Origin of the sequence: Kocuria sp. 2SI, from assembly GCF_005502825.1 — a bacterium.
In the GTDB taxonomy this organism is placed as follows: Bacteria; Actinomycetota; Actinomycetes; order Actinomycetales; family Micrococcaceae; genus Kocuria; species Kocuria palustris.
The window spans coordinates 66103-88993 of record NZ_SCNB01000009.1 but is presented as its reverse complement, the minus strand read 5'-3'; the positions used below and the strand labels follow the sequence as shown (position 1 = coordinate 88993).

General features: G+C 71.7%; 19 protein-coding genes and 1 pseudogene. 18 read left to right on the top strand and 2 right to left on the bottom strand.

Features of this window, described 5'->3' with window-relative positions; translation table 11 throughout:
• Positions 1-45 precede the first annotated feature (45 nt).
• From aroC to FFS25_RS06955, 18 genes and pseudogenes are all read left to right on the top strand, one after another.
• Complete coding sequence (gene aroC, locus FFS25_RS07040; protein ID WP_137802368.1) at positions 46-1293, top strand: chorismate synthase; 1248 nt, start codon at positions 46-48, stop codon at positions 1291-1293.
• On the top strand, positions 1290-1877 hold the full coding sequence (locus FFS25_RS07035) for a shikimate kinase (RefSeq protein WP_137802367.1): 588 nt from the start codon (positions 1290-1292) through the stop codon (positions 1875-1877). Before aroC ends, FFS25_RS07035 begins: the two co-directional genes overlap by 4 nt.
• Before the next feature lie 75 nt (positions 1878-1952).
• A complete protein-coding gene (aroB, locus tag FFS25_RS07030; protein ID WP_006213280.1) occupies positions 1953-3038 on the top strand; it encodes a 3-dehydroquinate synthase in 1086 nt (361 codons plus the stop codon).
• A gap of 112 nt (positions 3039-3150) precedes the next feature.
• Complete coding sequence (gene efp, locus FFS25_RS07025; protein ID WP_006213279.1) at positions 3151-3714, top strand: elongation factor P; 564 nt, start codon at positions 3151-3153, stop codon at positions 3712-3714.
• Positions 3711-4118: pseudogene (gene nusB, locus FFS25_RS07020) on the top strand (transcription antitermination factor NusB); the annotation flags it as partial. The gene efp and the pseudogene nusB, both read left to right, overlap by 4 nt.
• A gap of 377 nt (positions 4119-4495) precedes the next feature.
• The gene (pyrR, locus tag FFS25_RS07015) at positions 4496-5122 is read left to right on the top strand and encodes a bifunctional pyr operon transcriptional regulator/uracil phosphoribosyltransferase PyrR (RefSeq protein ID WP_006213277.1); all 627 of its coding nucleotides are present in this window, start codon (positions 4496-4498) and stop codon (positions 5120-5122) included.
• Positions 5119-6120 (top strand): aspartate carbamoyltransferase catalytic subunit, encoded by a 1002-nt coding sequence (locus tag FFS25_RS07010; RefSeq protein ID WP_137802366.1) that lies wholly within the window; start codon positions 5119-5121, stop codon positions 6118-6120. Before pyrR ends, FFS25_RS07010 begins: the two co-directional genes overlap by 4 nt.
• Entirely contained in the window at positions 6117-7487 is a 1371-nt protein-coding gene (locus FFS25_RS07005) for a dihydroorotase (protein ID WP_006213275.1), read from the top strand. The genes FFS25_RS07010 and FFS25_RS07005 overlap by 4 nt, the downstream gene beginning before the upstream one ends.
• A 5-nt stretch (positions 7488-7492) precedes the next feature.
• Positions 7493-8053: a PH-like domain-containing protein gene (locus FFS25_RS07000; RefSeq protein ID WP_024290524.1), complete on the top strand. Its 561-nt coding sequence runs from the start codon at positions 7493-7495 to the stop codon at positions 8051-8053.
• The gene (gene carA, locus FFS25_RS06995) at positions 8050-9285 is read left to right on the top strand and encodes a glutamine-hydrolyzing carbamoyl-phosphate synthase small subunit (protein WP_024290523.1); all 1236 of its coding nucleotides are present in this window, start codon (positions 8050-8052) and stop codon (positions 9283-9285) included. The genes FFS25_RS07000 and carA overlap by 4 nt, the downstream gene beginning before the upstream one ends.
• On the top strand, positions 9285-12620 hold the full coding sequence (gene carB / locus FFS25_RS06990) for a carbamoyl-phosphate synthase large subunit (RefSeq protein ID WP_137802365.1): 3336 nt from the start codon (positions 9285-9287) through the stop codon (positions 12618-12620). The genes carA and carB overlap by 1 nt, the downstream gene beginning before the upstream one ends.
• Complete coding sequence (gene pyrF, locus FFS25_RS06985) at positions 12613-13521, top strand: orotidine-5'-phosphate decarboxylase (protein WP_137802364.1); 909 nt, start codon at positions 12613-12615, stop codon at positions 13519-13521. Before carB ends, pyrF begins: the two co-directional genes overlap by 8 nt.
• A 182-nt stretch (positions 13522-13703) precedes the next feature.
• A complete protein-coding gene (gene mihF, locus FFS25_RS06980) occupies positions 13704-14018 on the top strand; it encodes an integration host factor, actinobacterial type (protein ID WP_006213270.1) in 315 nt (104 codons plus the stop codon).
• 154 nt (positions 14019-14172) lie between these two features.
• Entirely contained in the window at positions 14173-14772 is a 600-nt protein-coding gene (gene gmk / locus FFS25_RS06975) for a guanylate kinase (RefSeq protein ID WP_137802363.1), read from the top strand.
• Positions 14773-14891: 119 nt separating this feature from the next.
• The gene (rpoZ, locus tag FFS25_RS06970; RefSeq protein WP_137802362.1) at positions 14892-15362 is read left to right on the top strand and encodes a DNA-directed RNA polymerase subunit omega; all 471 of its coding nucleotides are present in this window, start codon (positions 14892-14894) and stop codon (positions 15360-15362) included.
• A 143-nt stretch (positions 15363-15505) separates the two neighbouring features.
• On the top strand, positions 15506-16759 hold the full coding sequence (coaBC, locus tag FFS25_RS06965) for a bifunctional phosphopantothenoylcysteine decarboxylase/phosphopantothenate--cysteine ligase CoaBC (protein ID WP_137802361.1): 1254 nt from the start codon (positions 15506-15508) through the stop codon (positions 16757-16759).
• A 124-nt stretch (positions 16760-16883) separates the two neighbouring features.
• Positions 16884-18068: a methionine adenosyltransferase gene (gene metK, locus FFS25_RS06960; protein WP_024290517.1), complete on the top strand. Its 1185-nt coding sequence runs from the start codon at positions 16884-16886 to the stop codon at positions 18066-18068.
• A 108-nt stretch (positions 18069-18176) separates the two neighbouring features.
• Positions 18177-20519: a primosomal protein N' family DNA-binding protein gene (locus tag FFS25_RS06955; RefSeq protein ID WP_249933807.1), complete on the top strand. Its 2343-nt coding sequence runs from the start codon at positions 18177-18179 to the stop codon at positions 20517-20519.
• A 44-nt stretch (positions 20520-20563) separates the two neighbouring features.
• On the opposite strand, the gene FFS25_RS06950 is transcribed toward FFS25_RS06955, so the two are convergent.
• On the bottom strand, positions 20564-21685 hold the full coding sequence (locus tag FFS25_RS06950; RefSeq protein WP_137802359.1) for a glycosyltransferase family 4 protein: 1122 nt from the start codon (positions 21683-21685) through the stop codon (positions 20564-20566).
• On the bottom strand, positions 21682-22683 hold the full coding sequence (locus FFS25_RS06945; protein WP_137802358.1) for an alpha/beta fold hydrolase: 1002 nt from the start codon (positions 22681-22683) through the stop codon (positions 21682-21684). The genes FFS25_RS06950 and FFS25_RS06945 overlap by 4 nt, the downstream gene beginning before the upstream one ends.
• Positions 22684-22891 lie beyond the last annotated feature (208 nt).

The window sequence follows — 22891 nt, the reverse complement described above, 5'->3', positions numbered from 1 at the left end:
GCTCCCGCGACCGCGCGAGGAGCCCAGGACGAAGAGAGGCTGAACATGCTGCGCTGGCTGAGTGCTGGTGAGTCCCACGGAGAAGCCCTCGTGGGCATCATCGAGGGCGTTCCCGCCGGGGTCAGCCTGACCTCGGCCGACATCCAGGCCGCGCTGGCCCGACGCCGCCTCGGCTACGGCCGCGGCGCGCGCATGAAGTTCGAGCAGGACCGCGTGCGGCTGCTGGGCGGCGTGCGCCACGGCCTGACCCAGGGCGGTCCGGTGGCGATCGAGATCGCCAACACCGAGTGGCCCAAATGGGAGACGGTCATGTCCGCCGATCCTGTGGACCCTGCGCTGCTCGAGGGCCGCGCCCGCAATGCCGCGCTCACCCGCCCGCGTCCCGGTCACGCCGACTTCACCGGCATGCAGAAGTACGGCCACGACGAGGCCCGTCCGGTGCTCGAGCGCGCCTCTGCCCGGGAGACCGCCACGCGCGTGGCCCTGGGCGCCGTGGCCGCTGCGATCCTCGAGGCCCTGGGCGTCGGCCTGGTCTCGCACACGACCGCTGTGGGCGGCGTCGAATCCCCGATCGACGCGGCCCGCCCGGTGCCCGGCGACGTCGAGGCCCTGGACGCCGATCCGCTGCGCTGCCACGACGCCGAGACCTCGGCGAAGATGGTCGAGGCCGTCGACGCCGCGCACAAGGACGGCGAGACCCTCGGCGGCGTCGTCGAGGTCCTGGCCTACGGACTGGCTCCGGGCCTGGGCTCCTACGTGCACTGGGACCGCCGCCTGGACTCGCGCCTGGCCGGTGCGCTGATGGGCATCCAGGCGATCAAGGGCGTGGAGGTCGGCGACGGCTTCCTCACCGCCGCGCGTCCCGGCACGCAGGCCCACGACGAGATCATGATCGGCGATGACGGCCGCGTGCACCGCGTCTCCAACCGCGCGGGCGGCATCGAGGGCGGCATGTCCATCGGAGACGTCCTGCGCGTGCGGGCTGCCATGAAGCCCATCGCGACCGTCCCCAAGGCGCTGCGCACCGTGGACATCGCCACGCGCGATGCCTCCCGGGCCCACCACCAGCGCTCGGACGTCTGCGCCGTGCCGGCCGCCGGCGTGGTGGCCGAGGCCATGGTCGCGCTCGTGCTCGCGGAGGCCGCGCTCGAGAAGTTCGGCGGCGACTCGATCGCCGAGACCGTGCGCAACAAGGACGCCTACCTGGCCGCCATCCCGGAGGCGCTGCGCTCGAGCGGCGAGCTCGGCGCGTTCGAGGGCACGGAGGGGCCTGCGCCGGAGCGCAACGCGTGAGCCGACGTCGTCCTCCCGCGGCCCCGGATCCGCAGGCGGATCTGGGGCCCTCCCAGGGCCCGGTCGTGCTGATCGGGCCCATGGCCGCGGGCAAATCGCACCTGGCCAAGTACATGGCCCGGCGCTACGGCTACGGCTACGCCGACTCGGACTCGCTGATCGTGCAGCGCCACGGGCAGATACCGCAGCTGTTCGAGGCCCGGGGCGAGGACGAGTTCCGCAGGATCGAGGCGGAGACCATCGCCGAGCTGCTGGAGGACGAGTCGCTGGACGACTCGATCATCTCGCTGGGCGGCGGCGCTCCCATGACGGCCTCGGTCGAGGCCCTGCTGCAGCACCAGATGGTCGCCTACCTGGAGATCGACGAGCGCTCCGTGCGCCGCCGGCTGCGTCGGGCGGGCAACCGCCCCATGCTCAAGGGAGACCCCGTGCAGCGCTGGCGCGATCTGATGGCGCAGCGCCGGGACACCTACGAGGCCCTGGCGGACATCCGCTTGGACGCCAGCGGCAACCGCCCGATCTCCAGGATCGCCGAGGACCTGCACGAGGAGATCCAGGCCCTGCGCCGCCAGGCCGCCGGCTGAGTCCATCGAGACAGACCACCGCACGAACCGCTCGTGACGCGCCTCGTCGCGCGGAGCGCACAGCGAAGGAGAGCCATGACCACCACACGCATCCCCGTGACCGGCTCGCGCCCCGAGGACGAGTACGAGGTCCTCGTGGGCAGAGGCCTGATGGGCCACCTGGCCGAGATCCTGGGCAGCCGAGTCCAGAAGGTGCTCGTCATCCACCCGCAGGCCCTCGAGGCCAACGGCCAGGTGGTCGTCGAGCAGCTGCAGGGGGAGGGCTACCAGGCCTTCCAGGCCGTGATCCCGGATGCCGAGGAGGGCAAGCGCCTGGAGGTCGCGGGCTTCTGCTGGCAGGCTCTGGGCCAGGCCGACTTCACCCGCACCGACGCCATCGTCTCGGTCGGGGGCGGAGCGGTGAGCGATCTGGCCGGCTTCGTGGCCGCGACCTGGCTGCGCGGCATCCGCGTGGTGCACGTGCCCACGACCTTCCTGGGCATGGTCGATGCCGCGGTGGGCGGCAAGACCGGGATCAACACCTCCGAGGGCAAGAACCTCGTGGGCTCGTTCCATCCGCCGGCCGGCGTGCTGTGCGACCTCGACGTGCTGTCCACCCTGCCGCGCAACGAGCTGCTCACGGGCATGGCCGAGACGGTCAAGTGCGGGTTCATCGCCGATGAGCGGATCCTCGAGCTGATCGAGCAGCAGCTGGAGGAGGCCACCGACCCGGCCTCACCCGTGCTGCGCGAGCTCGTGGAGCGCACCATCCGGGTCAAGGCGGGCGTCGTCTCCGGGGACCTGCGGGAGGCGGGGGAGCGCGAGATGCTCAACTACGGCCACACCCTGGGGCATGCGATCGAGCAGAACGAGCGCTACCAGTGGCGCCACGGCGCCGCCGTCTCGGTCGGCATGATGTTCGCCGCCGAGCTGGGCCGCACCAACGGCACGCTCTCGGACGAGGTCGTGGAGCGCCACCGCAGCATCCTGGAGTCCCTGGGGCTGCCGGTCGCCTACCGCTTCGACCAGTGGCCCAAGCTGCTGGAGGTCATGAAGCGGGACAAGAAGACCCGCGGCGGCCTGCTGCGCTTCGTGGTGCTGGACGGCATCGCCCGTCCCCGCATCATGGAGGTTCCCGACCCGTCGATCCTCTACGCGGTGTACCAGGAGGTCGCGGTCTGAGGCCCCCGACAGGCGCCGCCCCCGGGATCGCGGCGGCGCCCGCCTTGCTAGAGTGTCCTGCGATCCGCACCCGTCCGCGCTTTTCGGACGCCCCGGCGACGAGAGAGAGAGCATGGCCACCTCGAACGACATCAAGAACGGCACCGTCCTGAAGATCGACGGCAATCTCTGGAGCGTCATCGAGTTCCAGCACGTCAAGCCGGGCAAGGGCGGCGCCTTCGTGCGCACCAAGATGCGCAACATCACCTCCGGCAAGGTCGTCGACAAGACCTTCAACGCCGGCGCCAAGGTCGAGACCGCCACGGTCGACCGCTCCGAGTACCAGTACCTGTACAAGGACGGCGAGGACTTCGTCTTCATGGACAACGACACCTTCGACCAGGTGACCATCCCGGCCGCCGTGGTGGGAGATGCCGAGAACTTCATGCTCGAGGCCTCCAACGCCACCATCGCGTTCAACGAGGGCACCCCCCTGTACATCGAGCTGCCCCCGTCGGTCGTGCTCGAGATCACCGAGTCGGCCCCGGGTCTGCAGGGCGACCGCTCGACCGGCGGCACCAAGCCCGCCACCGTCGAGACCGGCTACCAGATCCAGGTCCCGCTGTTCGTCGAGGAGGGCACGCGCGTCAAGGTCGACACCCGCACGGGCGACTACCTCGGCCGCGTCTCCGAATGAGCGCACGCGGAAGGGCCCGCACCAGGGCTGTCGAGGTCCTCTTCGAGGCCGAGCAGCGCGACGAGCCCGCGCTCGAGGTCATGAGCCGGCGCCGCGCCCACGACGACAAGCAGCTCGGCGCCTACACGGAGGAGATCATCCGCGGGGTGCTGCTGCGCCGCCAGGAGATCGACGAGGCCGTGCAGACCTGGTCTCGCGGCTGGACGCTGGAGCGGATGCCCGCCGTGGACCGCACGCTGCTGCGCGTGGGGGCCTGGGAGCTGCTCTACAACGACGACGTCCCGGACGCCGTCGCCGTGGCCGAGGCCGTGGGGCTGGCCCGCGAGCTGTCGACCGACGACTCCCCGAACTTCGTCAACGGCCTGCTCGGGCGCCTGCAGAAGATCAAGCCCACTCTGCTGGCCGCCCAGCAGGCGGATCCCGAGGCAGCGGACCAGCCCACGGTGGCGCAGGTCCTGGCCGAGTCCGCCGAGCAGGAGCAGGGTGTGGCCCTGCCCGATTTCGACGAGGCCGAGCTCGAGGGCGCGCAGGTCCTGGCGCCCGGCTCCGACGAGCAGGAGGAAGGCTCCGCAGGGCGCACCGACGCCTCCTGAGGCCGGCTCCAGGCCGACATGCACACGCGCACCGGTGCCCCGCACCGGTGCGCGCGCATGTCCGGGCCCCTGGCCGATGGCCGCACGAGCGGCAGAGCCCGTCCGGGGAACAGGGTCCCCGGTGCTAGGGTTGCCGTCGGCACAGCACCCTTGAAGTCCGTCCGGAGAGGCGGGGAAGGAGGCGCACCGTGGCAGAGGAGAACCTCCGCGAGACGGCGACGCACAGCTCGGGCCGCGAGCAGGACGGCGGCGCGTCGAGCGCACGGCGGATCCTGGCTCCGGCCGACATCGACAGGGCGCTGACGCGCATCGCCCACGAGATCCTGGAGTCCAACCGGGGCGCTGAGAGCCTCGTGCTCATGGGCATCCCGCGCCGCGGCTATCCGCTGGCGCAGCGACTGGCGGCCAAGCTCGCCCAGTTCGACGACTTCGATCCGCAGACCTCCCTCGGCCAGCTCGACGTCACCATGTACCGCGACGACCTGCGCACCTCCGGCTCGCGCGTCCCCTGGCCCACCCGCCTGCCCGAGGCCGGCATCGACGGCCGCACCGTGGTCCTGGTGGACGACGTCCTCTACTCCGGTCGCACCATCCGTGCGGCCCTGGACGCCCTCACGGAGCTGGGACGCCCGGAGATCGTGCGGCTGGCCGTGCTGGTCGACCGCGGTCACCGCCAGCTGCCGATCCGCGCCGACTTCGTCGGCAAGAACCTCCCCACCTCCTCCCAGGAGCGGGTCCGCGTGCGGCTGTCCGAGATCGACGGAAGCGCCGAGGCGAGCGCTCAGGAGACCGACCAGGTGGTGATCGAGGGATGAAGCACCTGCTGAGCACGCGGGAGATGACCCGCGCCGAGGCCCTGCAGATCCTCGACACCGCCGAGCGGATGGGGGAGCTGGGGCAGCAGTCCGTGCGCAAGCTGCCGGCGCTGCGCGGCCGCACCGTCGTGAACCTGTTCTTCGAGGACTCCACGCGCACCCGCATCTCCTTCGAGACCGCCGCCAAGCGCCTGTCGGCCGACGTCTTGAACTTCTCGCCCAAGGGCTCCTCGGTCTCCAAGGGCGAGTCCCTCAAGGACACCGCCCAGACCCTGATGGCCATGAACGCCGACGCCGTGGTGATCCGCCACGGCGCCTCGGGCGCCCCGCAGCAGCTGGCGACCTCCGGGTGGATCGACGCCGCCGTGCTCAACGCCGGAGACGGCAAGCACGAGCACCCCACCCAGGCGCTGCTCGATGCCATGACCCTGCGCCAGCACCGCGCCCGCCTGGCCGGGGTGGACCCCACGGGCACCGACCTTGCCGGCATGCACGTGGTGATCGTGGGCGATGTCCTGCACTCGCGCGTGGTCCGCTCCAACATGTGGCTGCTGTCCACGCTCGGCGCCCGGGTGACCCTGGTGGCCCCGCCCACGCTGGTGCCCGTGGGCGTGCAGCACTGGCCGGTTGAGGTGCGCTTCGACCTGGACGAGGCCCTGGCCGAGGGCCCGGATGCCGTGATGATGCTGCGCGTGCAGCGCGAGCGCATGCACGCGGCGTTCTTCCCGTCCGAGGCCGAGTACGCCCGGACCTGGGGCCTGACCCACGAGCGCCTGCAGCTGCTGGATGCCGCCGGGCTGGAGACGGCGATCATGCACCCCGGCCCTATGAACCGCGGCCTGGAGATCTCCTCCGAGGCCGCCGACTCGCCGCGCTCGACCGTGCTGCGCCAGGTCGCCAACGGCGTCTCCGTGCGCATGGCCTGCCTGTACCTGCTGCTGACCGGCGAGGACGAGACCGCCGGCGCCGATCCCTTCAGCACTGAGGAGACCCGATGAGCCCCGCCAACGAACCGTCCGCGACCGGCGCGCAGCGCTGGCTGATCCGCGGCGCGAGCCTGCTGGGCGAGCGCACGGCCGACCTGCTCGTGGCCGACGGCCGCATCGAGCGCATCGGCGAGGGTCTCGAGGACTCCGATGCCCGGGTGATCGAGGCCCAGGGCCTGATCGCGCTGCCCGGACTGGTCGACATCCACACCCACCTGCGCGAGCCCGGCCGCGAGGACGCCGAGACCGTGGAGACCGGCACGCGCGCAGCCGCCCGCGGCGGCTTCACCGCAGTCTTCGCCATGGCCAACTCCGACCCGGTGGCCGACACCGCCGGCGTGGTCGAGCAGGTCTGGGGCCTGGGCCGCGATGCCGGCTGGGCGCAGGTCCAGCCCATCGGCGCCGTGACCGTCGGACTGGCCGGCGAGCAGCTCTCCGAGATCGGGGCCATGGCCGAGTCGCGGGCCGCCGTGCGCGTCTTCTCGGATGACGGCAAGTGCGTCCACGACCCGCTGCTGATGCGCCGGGCTCTCGAGTACGTCAAGACCTTCGACGGCGTCGTCGCCCAGCACGCGCAGGACCCGCGCCTGACCGAGGGCGCCCAGATGAACGAGGGCTCCGTCTCGGCGGACCTCGGCCTGGGCGGCTGGCCGGCGGTCGCCGAGGAGGCGATCATCGCCCGTGACGTCCTGCTCGCGCAGCACGTGGGCTCGCGCCTGCACATCTGCCACCTCTCCACCAAGGGATCGGTCGAGCTCGTGCGCTGGGCCAAGGAGCGCGGGATCGACGTCACGGCCGAGGTCACCCCGCACCACCTGCTGCTCACCGACGAGCTCGTGCGCACCTTCGACCCCGTCTACAAGGTCAACCCGCCGCTGCGCACCGAGGAGGACGTCCAGGCCGTGCGCCAGGCGGTCGCCGACGGCACGATCGACGTCATCGGCACCGATCACGCACCGCACCCGCGCCAGGACAAGGAGTGCGAGTGGTCCGGTGCGGCCCACGGCATGACCGGGCTGGAGACCGCGCTGTCGATCGCTCAGCACACCCTCGTGGACACCGGCCTGCTCACCTGGGCGGACGTGGCCCGGGTGCTCTCCGAGACCCCGGCGCGCATCGGCGGACTGGGGGAGCAGGGCCGACCGCTGGCCGAGGGGGAGCCCGCCAACATCGTGCTCTTCGACCCGGCCGCCGAGACCGTCGTGGATCCCGAGGCCCACGCCAGCAAGGGGCGCAACAGCCCCTACCGCGGCCTGACCCTGCCCGGTTCGGTCCGCGCGACCCTGCTGCGCGGGCACCCCGTCGTGCTCGACGGCGAGCTCTCCAGCCCCCATCCCGACGCCGCCCGCAGCGTCGGCGGCCCGTACCAGGGGCGGTGAGCGGCATGGATGTCAGGCTGCAGACCGCCCTGTGGGGCATCGCCGTCGTGCTCGTGGTCCTGGTGCCGGCTGCGCTGGCCTGGCGCCGTCGCCGCAACCGCGACGAGTCCCGTGCGCCGCTGCCTGAGCTGCCCTCGGACATCGAGCAGCGCGACCCGCTCGGGCACGTGGACGGCATGTACGTGGCCACGACCCGCCACGGCAACACCATGGACCGCCTGGTCGGCCACGGCCTGGGCGTGCGCACCCGGGCCCGGGTCTTCCTCTACGAGGACGGCCTGCTCATCGACCGGACGGGCGCCGAGCCCGTGTGGATCGCCGCCGAGCGCGTCACCGACTACGGCACCGGCTCCGGCATGGTCGGCAAGTTCGTCGAGCCCGGCGGGCTCGTCATGGTGACCTGGGACTTCGCGGGCGAGCCGGTGGACACCGGCTTCCGGCCGCAGGGCTCCCAGGATCGCCCCCGGCTGCTCGAGGCGCTGGCCGCCTACGGCACCGCACAGACTTCCGAGACGCCCCACGAGGGCGCCGCTTCCGCATCGCAGAACCAGGAGACTGCTCCGTGACCGCACACCCCCTCACCCCTGCGATTCTCGTCCTGGAGGACGGGCGCACCTTCCGCGGCAGCGCCTGGGGCGCTGAAGGCCGCACCCTCGGCGAGGCTGTGTTCTCGACCGGGATGACCGGCTACCAGGAGACCCTGACCGACCCGTCGTACGCGGGCCAGATCGTGGTCATGACCGCTCCGCACGTGGGCAACACGGGCACGAACGCGCAGGACGACGAGTCCCGCCGCGTGTGGGTCGCCGGCTACGCCGCGCGCGACGCCGCCCGTGTGGCCTCGAACTGGCGCAATGAGAAGACCCTGGACGAGCTGCTGGCCGAGCAGGGCATCGTCAGCATCCGCGACATCGACACCCGCGCGGTGACCCGCCACCTGCGCAGCGCCGGGTCCATGCGCGCCGGGATCTTCTCGGGCGAGGCGCTGGGCTCGCGCACCGTCGACGAGCTGCTGGCGGAGGTCCGCGAGCAGCCCTCGATGGCCGGGCAGCGCCTGGCCGAGACCGTGACGACCGAGCAGGCCCACACGATCGAGCCGTCCGAGCACGGCTGGGACGGCGAGGTCATCGGCGATGTCGCCGCGATCGACCTCGGCATCAAGTCCATGACCCCGCGGCGCATGGCCGAGCGCGGGCTGCGCGTGCACGTGCTGCCGGCAGCCACCACTGTCGAGCAGATCCGCGAGCTGGGCGCTGACGGCGTGTTCATCTCCAACGGCCCCGGCGACCCGGAGACCGCCGAGGCCCAGATCGAGGTCCTGCGCGACGTCCTGCGCTCGGGCACCCCGTTCTTCGGGATCTGCTTCGGCAACCAGCTGCTGGGCCGGGCCCTGGGCTTCGGGACCTACAAGCTGCCCTTCGGCCACCGCGGCATCAACCAGCCCGTGCTGGACCGCCGCACAGGCAAGGTGGAGATCACCGCGCAGAACCACGGCTTCGCCGTCGACGCCCCGCTCGACGGGCCCGTCGAGGCCCCGGCTGGCGGCTTCGGGCGCGTGGAGGTCAGCCACATCGGGCTCAACGACCAGGTGGTCGAGGGCCTGAACTGCCTGGACATCCCCGCGTTCTCCGTCCAGTACCACCCCGAGGCGGCGGCCGGTCCGCACGACGCCGCCTACCTCTTCGACCGCTTCGTCGACATGCTGCGCACCCGCGAGCCCTTCACCGGCGGCGCGCAGGCTGAGGCCGTCGTCGCAGAGACCACCCAGAGCACCGCCAGCCAGGAGGCCAAGAACTGATGCCGCGCAGGAACGATCTCAACAGCGTCCTGGTCATCGGCTCCGGCCCGATCGTGATCGGTCAGGCAGCCGAGTTCGACTACTCGGGGACCCAGGCCCTGCGGGTTCTCAAGGAGGAGGGCCTGCGGGTCATCCTCGTGAACTCGAACCCGGCCACGATCATGACGGACCCGGAGTTCGCCGACGCCACCTACGTCGAGCCGATCACCCCCGAGGTGGTCGAGAAGATCATCGCCCAGGAGCGCCCCGACGCGATCCTGCCCACCCTCGGCGGGCAGACCGCGCTGAACACCGCGATCGCCCTGGACGCCAACGGCGTGCTCGAGAAGTACGACGTCGAGCTGATCGGCGCGAACATCGCGGCGATCAACCTGGGCGAGGACCGCGAGGCCTTCAAGGGCGTCGTGGAGCGCTGCGGCGCCGAGTCCGCCCGCTCGATCATCGTCCACTCGATGGATGAGGCCCTGGCCGCCGCCGAGGAGCTCGGCTATCCGATGGTCGTGCGCCCGTCGTTCACCATGGGCGGCCTGGGCTCGGGCCTGGCCTACGACGAGGCCGACCTGCGCCGCATCGCCGGCGCCGGCATCCAGTACAGCCCGACCTCCGAGGTCCTGCTCGAGGAGTCGATCCTGGGCTGGAAGGAGTACGAGCTCGAGATGATGCGCGACCGCAACGACAACGTCGTGGTGGTCTGCTCGATCGAGAACTTCGACCCCGTGGGCGTGCACACCGGCGACTCGATCACGGTGGCCCCGGCGCTGACGCTGACCGACCGGGAGTACCAGAACCTGCGCGACATCTCGATCGCCGTGATCCGCGAGGTCGGCGTGGACACCGGCGGCTGCAACATCCAGTTCGCGGTCGAGCCGGAGACCGGGCGCGTGGTCGTCATCGAGATGAACCCCCGCGTCTCGCGCTCCTCGGCCCTGGCCTCCAAGGCCACCGGCTTCCCGATCGCCAAGATCGCGACCAAGCTCTCGCTGGGCTACACCCTCGATGAGATCCCCAACGACATCACCAAGAAGACCCCGGCGTCGTTCGAGCCCACGCTCGACTACGTCGTGGTGAAGTGCCCGCGCTTCGCCTTCGAGAAGTTCCCGGCCGCCGATCCCACGCTGACGACCACCATGAAGTCGGTCGGCGAGGCCATGGCCATCGGGCGCAGCTTCACCGAGGCGCTGCAGAAGGCCATGCGCTCGCTCGAGCAGAAGGGCTCGAGCTTCGACTTCGCCCGCCCCGAGGTCGAGATGGGCCCGCACGGGATCCAGCGCCTGATCGACGCCACCCGCGCCTCGACCACCGAGCGCATCCACGCGGTGCAGCAGGCGCTGCTCAACGGCGCGAGCATCGACCAGGTCCACGAGGCCACCGGGATCGACCCCTGGTACCTGGACCAGATCAGCCTGCTCAACGAGGTCGCCGAGACGGTGCGCGCCGATCCGGACCTCAGCGAGGACACGCTGCGCCTGGCCAAGCGCCACGGCTTCTCCGACGAGCAGATCGGCCGGCTGGCCCTGGTCTCTGAGGACGTGGTGCGCGGGGTGCGCCACGCCCTGGGCGTGCGCCCGGTGTTCAAGACCGTGGACACCTGCGCGGCCGAGTTCGAGGCCTACACCCCGTACCACTACTCGTCCTACGACGAGGAGACGGAGGTCGGGGAGCACTCGGCGAACTCCGTGCTGATCCTGGGCTCCGGGCCCAACCGCATCGGGCAGGGCATCGAGTTCGACTACTCGTGCGTGCACGCCTCGATGGCCCTGGGCGCGGCCGGTTACGAGACCGTGATGCTCAACTGCAACCCGGAAACGGTCTCGACCGACTACGACATCTCCACGCGCCTGTACTTCGAGCCGCTGACCTTCGAGGACGTCATGGAGGTCATCGCCGCGGAGCGGGCCACCGGCGGGCTGCTGGGCGTGTTCGTGCAGCTGGGCGGTCAGACACCGCTGAAGCTGGCCGCGCAGCTCAAGGCCGCCGGGGTCCCGATCCTGGGCACCACGCCGGAGGCCATCGACCTGGCCGAGGACCGCGGCGCCTTCGCCCGCGTGCTCCACGAGGCCGGGCTGCTTCAGCCGCGCAACGGCACGGCCTCGACCTTCGAGGACGCCCGCACGATCGCGGCCGAGATCGGCTACCCGGTGCTCGTGCGCCCGTCGTACGTGCTGGGCGGGCGCGGCATGGAGATCGTCTACGGCGATGACCAGCTGCGCACCTACCTGGAGAACGCGACCGAGGTCTCGCCGCAGCGCCCGGCGCTGATCGACAAGTTCCTCGAGGACGCGATCGAGATCGACGTCGACGCCCTCTACGACGGACAGAGCCTGTACGTGGGCGGGATCATGGAGCACCTCGAGGAGGCCGGCATCCACTCCGGCGACTCGGCGTGCACCCTTCCGCCGGTCACCCTGGGCCCGGACGTGCTCGAGCGCGTGCGCCAGGCCACCGGGGCGATCGCCGCCGGTGTGGGGGTGCGCGGGCTGATCAACATCCAGTTCGCCCTGGCCGCGGACATCCTCTACGTCATCGAGGCCAACCCGCGCGCCTCGCGCACCGTGCCGTTCGTCTCCAAGGCCACCGGCGTGCAGCTGGCCAAGGCTGCGGCGCTGATCGGCACCGGAGTCTCCATCCGGCAGCTGCGCGCCGACGGGACGCTGCTGCCCGAGGGCGACGGCTCGCACCTGCCGGACGACGCCGCGGTGGCCGTGAAGGAGGCCGTGCTCCCGTTCGCCCGCTTCCGCACCGCCGAGGGCCGTGCCGTGGACTCGCTGCTGGGCCCCGAGATGCGCTCGACAGGCGAGGTCATGGGCATCGACGAGCACTACGACACCGCCTTCGCCAAGGCCCAGGCCGGCGCGGGGGTGGCGCTGCCCACGCAGGGCCGGGTCTTCGTCTCGGTCGCGAACAAGGACAAGCGCGCCGCGGTGGCCTATGTGCGCATGTTCCGCGATCTCGGCTTCGAGATCGTGACCACCGGCGGAACCGCCAAGGTGCTTCGCCGCAACGGGATCGACTCGACGGTGGTCGCCAAGATCTCCGATCGCGATTCGACGGAGCGCACCGTCGTGGACCTGATCGAGGCGGGCGAGATCGACCTGGTCTTCAACACGCCCTCCAGCGGCGGGGACTCCCGCGGCGACGGCTACGAGATCCGAGCCGCGGCTACTTCGGTCGGCATGCCGATCGTGACCACTGTGGCCCAGCTGGGTGCCGTGGTGCAGGCCGTGACGGCGCTGCGCGAGCACACCTGGGACGTCACGCCGCTGCAGGTCCACGAGCAGCGGCTGCGCGAGTCGGTGGCCGCCGCTCGCGAGTCGGCGGAGCCCGCCCGTGGCTGAGCCGGCGGCACCCAGCTTCGGCACCCGCGCGGCGGCGGCGATCGCCGAGCACGGTCCGCTGTGCGTCGGGATCGACGCCCATCCCTCGCTGCTGGAGGCCTGGGGGCTGCCCCAGACACCGGCGGGGCTGCTGCGCTTCTCCATCGGCGTCGTGGAGGCCCTCGAGGGCCGGGTGGCCGCGATCAAGCCGCAGGTGGCCTGGTACGAGGCCTACGGCTCCTCCGGGATGGGCGTCCTGGAGCAGACCCTGGAGGCCTGCCGTCAGGCCGGGATCCTCTCCATCGCCGACGCCAAGCGCGGGGACATCGGCTCCACCATGCAGGCCTATGCCCGCACCTGGCTGGCCGAGGAGTCCTCGCTTCGCGCCGATGCCGTGACGCTGAGCCCGTACCTGGGCGCCGGGGCCCTCGAGCCGGCCTTCGAGCTGGCCGAGGCCACGGGTCGCGGCACCTTCGTGCTGGCCCTGACCTCCAATCCCGAGGGCGCTTCGGTGCAGCACCGAGGGGCTCCGGAGTCAGTGGCAGCCGCCGTCGCGGAGGCCGTCTCCCAGCGCAATTCCGGGGCTCTCTCAGCGTCGGAGCAGGTCATGCCCGGTGAGGACTCGCATTATGACCGCTTCGTTACGGGGCCCCACGGACTCGTCGTCGGAGCGACCACCGGAGAGGCGATCGCGCAGGTCGGAGTGGACCTGGCCGGCCTCGACGGCCTGGTCCTGGCTCCGGGCTACGGCGCCCAGGGCGCGACCGCTCAGGATCTCGGTGCCATGTTCGCCCAGGTCAGAGGACGGGTGCTCGTGAACTCCTCGCGCGGTATTCTCGCTGTCGGACCCGAGCCCCAGGCCCTGCAGGGGGCCGTCAGCGCTGCTCAGGCCGAGCTGTCCCCGGAGCTCTCCGCCGCCTAGACCGCCCCGGCTGCCGGTCGCGGAACCCGATCCACCGGGGTATCGGCCCAGGTCCGATACCACCTCCGCTATGACCATTCCAACGAATGTGCATACAGTTGCGCGAGCGCGTCGACTTCGATCCTGGTCGGATCATGGGCGAACGGCGCGCGAGAACTGGTGTTCATAGGGAGGAACCGGTCATGGCATTGCGCCTGCTGACAGATGAGGAACGGGCTGCGGCCCGAGAAAAGGCGACCGCCGCTCGCGCGGTGCGCGCCGAGGTGAAGGCCAAGCTGAAGGATCGCTCCATCACGGTGGCGGAGATCCTTCAGCGCGCCGAGGAGGACGAGGCGCTGAGCCGCATGAAGGTCTCCGACCTGCTGGAGTCCGCCCCGGGCATCGGCAAGGTCCGCTCCGCGGCCATCATGGAGGAGATCGGCATCGCCAAGACCCGCCGAGTGCGGGGCCTGGGCGTGCACCAGCGCAAGGCGCTGATCGATCAGCTCGATCGCTGAGTCGGCTGCCGCCCGGTCCTGCGGCCGCTTCCTGACGAGGCGCCCCGCCTCCTTCCATCGATCCGCGGACGGAGGCGGGGCGCCTCCGCCATCGGCGGTATCCTGAGGCTCCCATCCGCAGGACGCAGACTGAACAGCAGCTGGAGGAGCATCCTTGCCGCAGGAGCACACCGGAGCGAGCATCGCCCCCGAGCACGTCACCGTGCTGGCCGGGCCCACGGCCGTCGGGAAGGGCACGGTCTCCACATACATCCGCGACCACTGCCCGGATGTCTGGCTCTCGGTCTCGGCCACCACCCGCGCTCCGCGCCCGGGCGAGCAGGAGGGCGTGCACTACTTCTTCGTCGACGACGACGAGTTCCAGCGCATGGTCGACGAGGGCCAGATGCTCGAGTGGGCAGTGGTGCACAACCGCAGCCGCTACGGCACGCCGAGGCAGAAGGTGCTCGACGCCGTCGCCGCCGGGCGCCGCGTCCTGCTGGAGATCGATCTGGCCGGGGCGCGCCAGGTCCGGCAGTCCATGCCGGAGGCGCAGCTGGTCTTCCTGGCCCCTCCCACCTGGGAGGAGCTGGTCGCCCGGCTGACCGGTCGAGGCACCGAGAGTCCCGAGGAACAGCGGGTCCGCCTCGAAACCGCTAAGATGGAGCTTGCTGCGGAGCCGGAGTTCGACCACACCGTCGTCAACGACCAGGTGGAGACCGCCGCGCAGAGGCTCGTCGAGCTCATGGGGCTCGACCCGCGCACCTGCGCCTGAGGCCGCGAACCCGTCGCCCCCGCGGCAGTGCAGACTTCGTGCGGCGCCCGCGCCCGCACCGCGAACATCACGGGAGCAGCCCCGCTGCTCCGCACCGAAAGAGCGTCAGGAGAGACTCCTTGTCCACTCAGCACCAGGGCATCACCGATCCGCCCGTCGACCGCCTGCTCACCAAGGCCGACTCCAAGTACGGACTCGTGATCTTCTCGGCACGTCGCGCCCGGCAGATCAACGCCTACTACTCGCAGCTGCACGAGGGCCTGTTCGAGTACGTCGGCCCGCTGGTGGAGGTCCAGCCGAACGAGAAGAGCCTCTCGATCGCCTTGCGCGAGATCGACGAGAACCTGATCGAGTCCACCGAGGTCTCGGACGTCGGGTTCTCCGAGAACGGCCAGGCCGTTCCCGAGCGCGAGCTCGGCGTCGACGACTTCTACGCGGACTACTTCGGCGAGCAGCAGGGCGGGGAGATCGACTCGTCCATGGTGTTCTCCGAGAACGCGGAGGACCAGGGCTCCGAGGAGGCCGCTCCGGAGGCCGAGGCCGCCGAGGAGCAGGCGGAGATCCCCTCGGACGAGCCCTCCGAGAACTGAGCCACCGGGGCGCCAGCCCCAGCGCAGTCTGCCTGCGCACAGCGACGGCCGGTCGGGACCAGCTCCCGACCGGCCGTCGCCTTACCCTCGCCGCGGTGCCCCGGCACTGCGGCCGCCACGCGAGCAACGGAAGGGGTCGGTCCATGCGCATCGTCCTGGGCATCGGCGGCGGGATCGCCGCGTATAAGTCAGCGGTGCTGCTGCGGCTGCTCACCGAGGCGGGACACCATGTGGTGCCCATGCCTACGCGCGCGGCCCTCGAGTTCGTGGGCGCGCCGACCTGGGAGGCGCTGTCCGGCGAGCCGGTGAGCACCGATGTCTTCGACCGGGTGGACGCCGTCAACCACGTCCGGCAGGGCCAGGCGGCGGACCTGGTGATCGTGGCGCCGGCGACCGCGGATCTGCTGGCGCGCGCCGCCCACGGGCTGGCCGACGACCTGCTCACCACCACGCTGCTGGCCACCGAGGCTCCCGTGCTGCTGGCCCCGGCCATGCACACCCAGATGTGGGAGAACCCCGCGGTGCGCGAGAACGTCGCCGCGCTGCGCCGCCAGGGCCGCCACGTGCTCGACCCGGCCTCCGGGCGCTTGACCGGACAGGACACCGGCCCCGGACGGCTCCCGGATCCGGAGGCGATCCGCGACGCCGCCCTGGCGCTCGTGGCCGAACCCGCGCGGACCCCGACCAGGTCGTCGCTGTCCGGGCTGCGGGCCGTCGTCTCCACGGGCGGCACGCAGGAGCCGCTGGACCCGGTGCGCTTCCTGGGCAACCGCTCCTCCGGCAAGCAGGGCCTGGCTGTGGCCCGCGCCCTGCAGGCCGCTGGTGCGCAGGTGGACCTCGTGGCCGGTCACACAGAGGTCGCCCTGCCCGAGGGCGACGAGGGACTGAGCATGCACCGCGTCGGCACCGCCCTCGAGCTGCAGGAGGCCATGCAGCGGCTGTCGCGGGAGGCGGACGTCGTGGTCATGACCGCGGCTGTGGCCGATTTCCGCCCGGCGGAGATCGCCGAGTCCAAGATCAAGAAGACCGACGACGACAACGACGCCCCCACGATCGTGCTGACCCGCAATCCCGACATCCTGCGCGGACTCGTCCAAGCGCGGGACGACTCCGGGCGGGAGCAGCTGATCGTGGGCTTCGCCGCGGAGACCGGCGATGCGCAGACGGATCCGCTCGAGTTCGGCCGGGCCAAGCTCATCCGCAAGGGCTGCGACCTGCTGTGCGTCAACCAGGTGGGCACCGATCTCGTCTTCGGCCAGGACACGACCCGCGTGACGATCCTGGAGGCTCCGGTGCAGGGCCGTGCGGCGCCGGACGAGACCGTCGACGGCACCAAGGCCGAGGTCGCAGCGGCACTGGCCCGGCGCATCGCGCAGCGAGTGGGCCGAGCCGACTGAGACGCGCCGTGTCCGGGGATGCTGCGGACGCGCTGGGACGTCGTGGGCTGGCGGTACCCTGGCAGGCGTGACTTCGACGCCTTCTGCCACCAGCAGCGCCCGCAGGGCCCAGACGCCAGGCCGCATGAGCCTGTTCACCTCGGAATCCGTGACCGAGGGCCACCCGGACAAGATCTGCGACCGCATCTCGGACTCGATCCTCGACGCCCTGATCACCGACGACCCGAACTCGTCGGTGGCTGTGGAGACCATGGCCACCACCGGGCTCGTCCACGTCGCAGGCGAGGTCAAGTCGGAGGCCTACGTCGACATCCCCTCGATCGTGCGCCGCTCCATCCTGGACATCGGCTACAACTCCTCGGTCCAGGGCTTCGACGGCAAGTACTGCGGCGTCTCCATCTCGGTAGGGGAGCAGTCCCCGGAGATCTACGACGGCGTCTTCCACTCCCTCGAGTCCCGCGAGGGCCTTGCCCGGGATCCGCGCGACGCCCAGGGCGCGGGCGATCAGGGAATCATGTTCGGCTACGCCTCCAATGAGACCGATGTCCTCATGCCGGCGCCGATCTACTATGCGCACCGCCTCTCCGAGCAGCTCACCCGCGTGCGCAAGTCTGCGGTGCTGCCCCACCTGCGCCCGGACGGCAAGACCCAGGTCACGCTGCGCTACGACGGCATCACCCCGGTGGCCGTGGAGACCGTCGTGGTCTCCGCCCAGCACGCCGAGGACTACGCCCTGGAGCAGCTGCGCCACGACATCCGCGCCTCGGTGATCGACCCCGTCCTGGAGGAGACCGGGCTGGATCTCTCGGAGCTGAAGGTCATCGTGAACCCGGCCGGGGACTTCATCACCGGAGGACCGGTCGGAGATGCCGGTCTGACGGGGCGCAAGATCATCGTGGACACCTACGGAGGAATGGCCCGCCACGGCGGCGGCGCCTTCTCGGGCAAGGATCCGTCCAAGGTGGACCGCTCGGCGGCCTACGCCATGCGGTGGGTCGCCAAGAACGTCGTGGCGGCGGGCCTGGCAGCGCGCGCCGAGGTCCAGGTGGCCTACGCGATCGGCAAGGCCCGCCCCGTGGGGGTCTACGTGGATACGTTCGGCACGGAGACCGTCGACCCGGCGCGCATCGAGTCCGCCGTGGAGGAGGTCTTCGACCTGCGACCGCTGGCGATCATCGAGGACCTGCAGCTGCAGCGGCCCATCTACGCCAAGACCTCGGCCGGCGGTCACTTCGGCCGCCAGGACCCCGACTTCACCTGGGAGAAGACCGACCGCGTGGACGCCCTGCGATCGGCGGTCGGAGCCTGATCCGTGCCGGCCGACCGCACGCCCGAGCGGGCATCCGACCAGGCGGCATCCTCGCCCGAGCAGGCACCAGATCGGGTTCCGCTCGCGACCGAGCGTGCACCCGAGGAGGTGCCGCCCACGCCCGGGCGTGCCCCCGAGCGGCCGGCCCCGGCGGGGGAGCAGGGGCCAGAGCAGCTGGCGCTGATGGCCGAGCCCGTCCGGAGCGCACGCGCCGGTGGGCGCGGTGCGTCCGGAGGCCGCGGCGCCCGGCACCGCTCGGGCCCGCTCGAGCCGGCGTACCTGGCCGAGACCGATCCGGTGGCCCGTGTGCGGCTCGAATCGCACCTGCCGCACCTGGACCGGCTGTTCGACTACGGCGTGCCCCAGGACCTCTCCGAGGGCGCCCAGGCGGGGACGCGCATCCGCGTGCGCTTCGGCGGGCAGCAGATGCGCGGCTGGATCATCGAGCGGAGCGCGTCATCGGAGGTCGCCTTCGACCGGTTGCAGCCCATTCTGTCGCTGCAGTCCGCCCTTCCGGTGCTCGTGCCGCAGGTGCTGGCCGTCGCCGAGCTCACGGCACAGCGCTGCGCCGGTACGGTCGCCGATGTCCTGCGCTGCGCGGTGCCCCCTCGCGTGGCCTCCGTCGAGAAGGCCGCTCTGGCCGCCCGCGATTCGACCGGGGCCTCAGCAGCAGTCGCCGCCGTGAATCCGGGTGCTGCGCAGCGAGCCGGTCATTCCGGTGCCGAAGAAGCCGCTGAGGCCCTCCCGGACGCGCAGGCCGAAGCTGCCCCGGAGACCGCGGCGCACAGGGCCCGACCCCTGATCGCAGCCGAGCCTGCGGCCCCGAGCGCCTGGTCGGAGTACGTGGGCGGCCGTGAGGCGATCGAGGCCCTGCGCGGCGGGCAGCGGGTGCGGGCCGTGGTGCAGGCCCTGCCGTCGCACCCCGAGCACGACCTCTACGACCTCATCGCCCAGGCGGTCGCCGCGGCGCTGGAGTCGGGGCGCGGAAGCGTCGTGGTGGTCCCGGATCACAAGACCCTCGAGCGCGCCCAGCGCGCTGTGGAGGCGGTCGTGGAGCCGCAGCTCGTGGCGAGGCTGCACAGCGAGGACAAGCCGACCCCGCGCTATCGGGCCTTCGTCCAGGCCTTGGAGGGCCACGCGCGGGTCGTGATCGGCACGCGCCCGGCGGTCTGGGCGCCGGTGGAGGACCTCGGCCTGATCGTGGTCGTCGACGACGGCGACCACAGCCTCGTGGAGCCCCGAGCGCCGTACCACCACGCGCGCGATGTGGCGCTGCTGCGCGCACAGCACGACGATCTCGGCCTGCTCGTCACGGGCCAGGCCGTGACTCCGGAGGCCGAGCGGCTCGTGGAGACCGGCTGGGCGAGCTCGATCGCCGCCCAGCGCCCGGTCCTGCGGGCGAACATGCCGCGGATCGAGTCGACCTCGGACTCCTGGCACGAGGCGCACGACCCCCTGGCAGGCCGTGCCCGGCTGCCGGAGACCGCGTTCCGCGTGGCGCGTCGCGCCCTGGCCGACGGTCCGGTCCTGGTCCAGGTGGCCAGGACGGGATATGCCCCGTCGCTGACCTGTCAGCGCTGCCGCAATGCCGCGCGCTGCACCGTCTGCGACGGACCCCTGTCGGTGCCGGCCCGCGGCAGGCTGCCGCAGTGCGGCTGGTGCGCCCGCCAGGCGGCGAACTGGTCCTGCGGCCACTGCGGGGCCACCCAGTGGCGCTTCTCCTCCGTGGGCTCGGAGCGCACCGCCGAGGAGCTGGGCAGGGCGTTCCCGCAGGTGCCGGTGATCTGGTCCTCGGGCGATCAGGTCCGCCGGGAGATCCCCGCGGCACCGGCGCTCGTGGTGGCCACACCGGGGGCTGAGCCGCAGGCGGAGGGCGGCTACGCAGCGGCGCTGCTGCTCGATGGCGATCGCATGCTCTCCCGGCCCGGGCTGCGGGTGGAGGAAGAGGTGCTGCGCAAGTGGGTGCACGCCGCCTCGCTCGTGCGCCGCGGCAGCGCCGGCGGAACCGTGGTCGTGACCTCGGAGCACGAGCGTGTTGTGGCCTCGCTCGTGCGCTGGGACGTGCGCGGCCATGCCGCCCGCGAGCTGGCCGAGCGCCGGACCCTGCAGCTGCCGCCGGCCGTGCGCTGCGCCGCCCTGACCGGACCGCTGCCGGCGCTCGAGGCCTTCCTGGAGCTGGTCGATCTGCCCGACGACGTCCGCACCGTGGGCCCTGCTCCCGTCCATCAGCGCTGGGACGAGGAGGCCGAGGACCCGCAGTCAGAGGCCGCCTCCGCAGACGTCCACGGCGGACTTCCCGACGACGACGAGGCCCACCGCCTCCTGCTGTTCTTCACGTACTCGCAGGCCGCCGAGGTCACTCGACGGCTGCGCGCAGCTCGTGCCGAGGCCTCCGCTCAGCGCAAGCACGCCCCGGTCAACGTCCGCTGCGACGTGGCCGACCTGCTCTGAGACGAGGCGACAGGGACGAGACCGGGACGGCGGCTGCGTCGGCTTCAGGAGCGCCGGCTGCGCTCGATCTCCCGGGCCAGCTCCACCAGGGACTCGGCCGAGTCCCGCCAGGTCCAGGACGCCGCCCGCTCGAGCCCCGCCAGCACGCGGGCCTGGGCCACCTGCGGGTCCTCGAGCTCGGTGACGGCGCGGGCGAAGGCAGCGTCGTCGCCGGCAGGGCAGTAGGCGGCGGCCCGGCCGCAGACCTCGTGGAAGATCGGGATGTCCGTGCACACCACGGGGGTGCCCGCGCAGAACGCCTCCATCAGGGGCAGGCCGTAGCCCTCGGCCCGCGAGGCGTGCAGGAGCACTCCCGCTCTTGCCAGCAGACGCGCGTGCTCCTGCTCGGAGACCCCGTTGTGGAAGACGAGCCGGGCCTCGGGTCCGGCGGCCTGCACCAGGCGCTCCTGCTGGGCGGGGGTGACCCGCGAGAGCAGGTGCAGCCGCCGGTGCGGAAGCCGTGCCGCCATGCGTGCCAGGGTCTCCACGTCCTTGTACGGCATAAAGGATCCGAGGTAGACCATCGAGTCGTCGCGCGCGTCCAGCCGCTGCAGCGCGGTCTGCTCGCTGACGATCGAGTCCTGAGCCGCGGCATTCGGGATCACGCGCACGGGCCGGTCGCTCAGGCGCCTGCCCTGGATCAGCCCCGCGGAGGTCTGGGAGACGGTGGCCACGGCGTCGGCGCGGTTCAGGGCCAGGCGCTGCGGCCATGAGGCACGGTGGAAGGCGCGCCAGCCCAGACGCACGGGCAGCGGCAGCTCCGGCGGGGGCGCGGGGTGGTCGTAGTAGATCAGGTCATGCAGCGTGAGGATCAGCCCGAAGCGCCGCCGCAGCGCCCCCATGGTCTGCATGGGGGAGAAGACCACATCCGGACCCCGGCGGTTGAGCAGCCGGCTCGTGAGCAGCTCCCCGGCCGAGACCGGATCCGGCCCCATGAACCACTCGAGGCGCGGGAGGTGCGGCAGCTGAGCCGGATCCGAGATCATCAGCTCGACCCGCAGCGAGGGATCCTGCGCGGCCAGCTGCGCCAGCCCGTGGGCCAGTCCTGCGCTGTAGCGCGAGATGCCGTCGTGCGGTCCCACCCGCACGTATCGGGCATCCAGCACCAGGTGCAGGGGGCCGGTCATCGCCGCCCCCTGCGCACGATCGGCAGCAGCTGCGTGAACTGCGAGGTGTTCGGCCGAGCCTGATCGATGGGCGGCAGCTCGTCGTGGACATCGATGGGCTCGGGATCCGGGCCCTGCACGAACTCGTGGATCAGCTCGGCGGTCTCGAGGGGCTTCTCGTAGTGGATGAGATGGCCGACGTCGTCGAGGATCACCAGGCGGCGCCGGCGGATCCAGGTGGCCATCCTCTCCTGCGCCTCGACGGAGCCCAGCGGATCCTGGGCGCCCACCACGAGCAGCACGGGCATGGACAGCAGCGGCGCGACCTCGGCGACGGTGCCGGAGATCGAGGCGCGGTAGGCCTCGGCCACCACGCGGCGATCGGCGAAGGAGCCGAAGTACGCGCGGTGCTGGTTCTCCACGTAGCTGCGCAGCTGCGGGTCCTGGGAGACCGTCATCTCCCGGCTCATGAGGTCGCTGACCGCGTGGCTGCGCAGGAGGCGCTCACCCATGGCCTTCGGCAGGCGCATGGCCAGGGTGTAGTAGGCGTCCGCGATCTTGGTGGCGGCTGCGTCCTGGGCGCTGAGCGCCGGCTCGCAGATGGGGTTCAGCAGCAGCAGCTGCTCGACCATGGCCGGGTGCTCGGCGGCCAGGTGCGAGGCGATCACCGAGCCGAAGGAGTGCCCGAGCAGCAGCACCCCTCGCTCGCCCTGCGGATGCACCGCGCCATCGGTGAGCTCGGTGATGAACCGGCGCAGGAAGCCGACGTAGTGGGGGATGTCGTGCGGGTCCTGGGGGAACGGCTCCGAGCGTCCGAAGCCCGGCAGATCCGGCACGACCACGTGGTAGCGATCGCGCAGGCGGTCGGCGATCAGCTGCAGGCCGTGGTGGTCGCCGCGGAAGCCGTGGACCATCACGAGCAGCGGCTTGCGCTGCGTGTCGATGTCGTAGAACCAGTAGCGGGTCTTGTACCCGTCGAATCTCATGCTGCGCTGCTCGGCCTGCGGATTCTGCTGCACGCGTTCCTCTCCGGGCGGATCTGTCCATGACTGCTCGGGCCCGAGTCTACGGAGGGCCTCGGACGCCGCGGGCCCCCGGCGCGGATAGGATGGCGGCGTCATCGCGTCATGGTCGCAGCCCCGTCGGGCTCCCGGCGCGGATGGCGCACGGCGGCCGGGCCCAGTGCCCCGGCAGGACCGCACAGCAGTCGGACGAGAGACAGCCGGG

What these genes read in the sequence shown, in the direction of transcription:
- aroC (WP_137802368.1), top strand. Translation starts at nt 46, where the DNA reads ATGCTGCGCTGGCTGAGTGCTGGTGAGTCCCACGGAGAAGCCCTCGTG.
- aroB (WP_006213280.1), top strand. Translation starts at nt 1,953, where the DNA reads ATGACCACCACACGCATCCCCGTGACCGGCTCGCGCCCCGAGGACGAG.
- efp (WP_006213279.1), top strand. Translation starts at nt 3,151, where the DNA reads ATGGCCACCTCGAACGACATCAAGAACGGCACCGTCCTGAAGATCGAC.
- FFS25_RS07010 (WP_137802366.1), top strand. Translation starts at nt 5,119, where the DNA reads ATGAAGCACCTGCTGAGCACGCGGGAGATGACCCGCGCCGAGGCCCTG.
- FFS25_RS07005 (WP_006213275.1), top strand. Translation starts at nt 6,117, where the DNA reads ATGAGCCCCGCCAACGAACCGTCCGCGACCGGCGCGCAGCGCTGGCTG.
- FFS25_RS07000 (WP_024290524.1), top strand. Translation starts at nt 7,493, where the DNA reads ATGGATGTCAGGCTGCAGACCGCCCTGTGGGGCATCGCCGTCGTGCTC.
- carB (WP_137802365.1), top strand. Translation starts at nt 9,285, where the DNA reads ATGCCGCGCAGGAACGATCTCAACAGCGTCCTGGTCATCGGCTCCGGC.
- mihF (WP_006213270.1), top strand. Translation starts at nt 13,704, where the DNA reads ATGGCATTGCGCCTGCTGACAGATGAGGAACGGGCTGCGGCCCGAGAA.
- coaBC (WP_137802361.1), top strand. Translation starts at nt 15,506, where the DNA reads ATGCGCATCGTCCTGGGCATCGGCGGCGGGATCGCCGCGTATAAGTCA.
- metK (WP_024290517.1), top strand. Translation starts at nt 16,884, where the DNA reads ATGAGCCTGTTCACCTCGGAATCCGTGACCGAGGGCCACCCGGACAAG.
- FFS25_RS06950 (WP_137802359.1), bottom strand. Translation starts at nt 21,685, where the DNA reads ATGACCGGCCCCCTGCACCTGGTGCTGGATGCCCGATACGTGCGGGTG.